Genomic DNA, 3,230 nt, shown 5'->3' on the forward strand with positions numbered 1-3,230 from the left:
CCCATGCGAACTCGCCAGCGGCGCGTGCGCGCTGACGGAGCAACTGTCGATGGGCCCCCTTGAGGAACGCCGCATCGCTGGCGGCGTGATGGCCCATATATTCCCCGCGAGTGCGCTCCGCGCCTCCGGACTCGAGGATGAGGACGTCGGCAGCAAGCAGGGATTCGACCGTGGCCAGGTCGCCGCTGGAGAGGGCGGTGTTGAATCGCTCCGCCACGGCGACAGCGGCCTTTGCCGCCGCCGGGACGTCCATGTCCGCCGATGCCGCGGCTGCGGGGTGATGTGCATGCGACTGTGTCGCCTGCGCCATGGCGGGCGATATGACCGCCAGCGCCATGGCTAGGGTGAATGAAGTTGTTATTGCTTTCATGCGTGGTGGACTCCAAGAAATCAGTGGTTGTGTGCTTGCCCGCGGAGACGCCGACCCGCCAAGCGTGCTTCGGGTGTATCAGGTTTCAATGTTCTGGCCCTGTCAGAACCAGATTCGAACGCCGGCCACGATGCGGGTGTCGTCGATGTCCCCGGACTGGGCGCGACGTTGGTCCGCCGTGCCTCCGTAGGCACGCTCCCAGACCACGCCGACATAGGGAGCGAACTGCCGGTGGAACTCGTAGCGCAGCCGGAAACCGGCTTCGACCTTGCTCAGCCCGCTGCCGATTCCAACCGCCGGATCGTCCTTGCTCCAGGCCTGGCCCTCGACCAGCCACTGGCCGATCAGACGATTGGTAAACAGCGTTTCGTATTCGGCTTCCGCGCCGAGGCCGACCTGGCCGGACTCGCCCACGTAGGCGGTCGCTTCGACTTCGAACTTGTACGGGGCAAGACCGATGACGCCAAGGGCGGCATAGGTGCGCGACGGGCCGCCGCCAAAGCCGAAGTCATGGCGGACACCGGCGACTGCGTCCCACCATCGGGCAATGGCCCGGCCGTACAGGACTTCCACATCCGCCGATTCTGTGGATCCGCCCGCACGCTCGCCCTCGCTGCGAAGCCAGAGCCGGTTCAAGTCGGAGCCGATCCAGCCCTTCGCTTCCCAGGCCATGCCGGTGCCGTCCTCCTCCGCGTCCCACGCCTCGAGCCGGTCAAGGGACCAGTAGGAGTTAATCGATTCGCCGTGCATCGCGTGCGCCTCGAGGTCCTGGAATGCCGCCGCCCGATCGGCAGGGGTAATGACAGGAATGGGCTCGTGCGGCTCCGCCGTCGCCGGGAGATCCTGACTGGCAGCAGGCTGATGGCCCATGGACGCGTGGTCCATGCCCGAGTGATCCATCATGGAGTGGTCGCTTCCGGCAGCTTCCGCACCCTTGGGTTTCCTGGTGCCGTGGCCCATGTTTCCGTGGTCCATGGCTCCGTGGTCGTCGGAACGCGTGTCTGTCGGAATCGGCTGGTGGCCGGCGTGTGGATCGACGGGCTCGGGCGACGAGGGTGTCGCAGCCGGCTTGGCTTCCGGGTGGTGCGAGGCGTGGTCCGTCTCCTGCGCCCACGCCGGCGATAAACCAGCTGCGAGAGACATTGCGGAGGCCAGGCCGATGGCCAGGGGGTGGCGACTGGAAAGGATCATGGCGTTCATTCCTCCACCCGTACTTCACGGAACATGCCCGCTTCCATGTGGTAGAGCAGGTGGCAGTGGTAGGCCCAGCGGCCAAGGGCATCGGCGCGTACCCGGTAGCTGCGTCGGGTACCGGGCGGCATGTCGATGGTGTGCTTGCGCACCATGAAGTTGCCGGATTCGTCCTCGAGGTCGCTCCACATCCCGTGGAGGTGGATTGGATGCGACATCATCGTGTCGTTGACCAGCACGATCCGCAGGCGCTCGCCGTATTTCAGGCGCAGTGGTTCCGCGTCAGCGAACTTCACTCCGTTGAATGACCAAGCGAAGCGCTCCATGTGGCCGGTCAGGTGCAGCTCGACCGTGCGCCCGGGTTCGCGCCCGTCCGGGTCGCGGAACGTGCTGCGCAGGTCGGCGTAGGTCAGCACGCGGCGGCCGTTGTCGCGCAGCCCGATGCCCGGGTCATCCAGCTTGGGCGCGGGCGCCATCGTCTGCATGTCGACGAGCGGATTGCCGGTTTCGCTTGCAGGGTGTTCCTGCATCCCGCCGGCACCGTGATCCATCCCCGCCATGCTCCCGCCGGCTGCCGCGCCTCCGGCCATCGATGACATGTCGTGGCCGCTGTGGTCCATTCCCGCCATGGCACCGCCGGTCATCGCACCGTGTGACATCGAGGACATATCATGACCGCCGCCGCCCATTCCGCCGTGTCCCATGTCGTCCATGGTCAGGATCGGCTTGGGATCGAGGTTGGGCACGGGCGCACGCAATCCCTCCCGGACGGCGAGGGTGCCACTGATGTAGCCACTGCGACCCGTGTCCTGCGCGAAAATGGTGAACGCATCCTGCCCGGTCGGTTCGACGATGACGTCGAAGGTCTCAGCGGTGGCAATGCGAAACTCGTCGACCGCGACCGGATGCACATACTGGCCATCGGCTGCGACCACCGTCATCTTCAGGCCCGGAATGCGCACGTCGAAGTACGTCATCGCCGACCCGTTGATGAAGCGGAGGCGGATCTTTTCGCCCGACCGAAACAGTCCGGTCCAGTTGCCGAGCGAAGTCGTGCCATTCATCAGGAAGGTGTAGGTGTTGCCATTGACGTCCGACAGGTCGGTTGGCGTCATCCGCATATCGCCCCACATCTTGCGGTCTTCGGTCGTGGCGGCCCAGCCGTTCTGCTTCACGTCGTCAAAGAAGTCGCCGACCGTTCGCTTGGAGAAGTTGTCGTAGTCGGAGCGTTTTTTGAGCCGGGCGAATAGGCGCTTCGCATCGAGATCGGTCCAGTCGGTCAGCATGACCACGTAATCGCGGTCATAGGCGAAGGGCTCGGGCTCCAAAGGCTCGATCACCAGCGGGCCGTAGAGCCCCGCTTGCTCCTGGAAGCCGGAGTGACTGTGATACCAGTAGGTGCCGTTCTGCACGACGTTGAACCGGTACTGATAGGTCTCGCCACGGTTGATGCCATTGAAGCTTAGCCCTGGTACGCCGTCCATGTCGGCCGGCAACAGGATGCCGTGCCAGTGGATCGACGCCTGGTCGCCATGGATGGAGCCGGGGGGCAGGGCATTACGGACCCGCAGGTTGACGGTGGTGCCTTCGCGCAAGCGCAGCAGCGGCGCGGGTATCGATCCGTTGACCGTGATCGCAGGGCGCGTGGCGCCAGTGAAGTTCATCGGCG

3 protein-coding genes are annotated in these 3,230 nt (G+C 65.2%); all 3 read right to left on the reverse strand.

All coding sequences use genetic code 11. The annotated features are described in order from the left end of the window. Positions 1 to 370 (reverse strand): nuclear transport factor 2 family protein (locus tag OC373_RS18555; RefSeq protein WP_261998257.1); only part of this gene is annotated, 370 nt, incomplete at its 3' end. Positions 371 to 472: 102 nt separating this feature from the next. Beyond that, on the reverse strand, positions 473 to 1,570 hold the full coding sequence (locus OC373_RS18560; RefSeq protein WP_046272496.1) for a copper resistance protein B: 1,098 nt from the start codon (positions 1,568 to 1,570) through the stop codon (positions 473 to 475). Then, on the reverse strand, positions 1,567 to 3,230 hold a 1,664-nt coding region (locus OC373_RS18565; protein WP_261998258.1), incomplete at its 5' end, for a copper resistance system multicopper oxidase. The genes OC373_RS18565 and OC373_RS18560, both read right to left, overlap by 4 nt.

The organism is Stenotrophomonas sp. Ste96 (genome assembly GCF_024519495.1).
GTDB lineage: Bacteria > Pseudomonadota > Gammaproteobacteria > Xanthomonadales > Xanthomonadaceae > Stenotrophomonas > Stenotrophomonas bentonitica_A.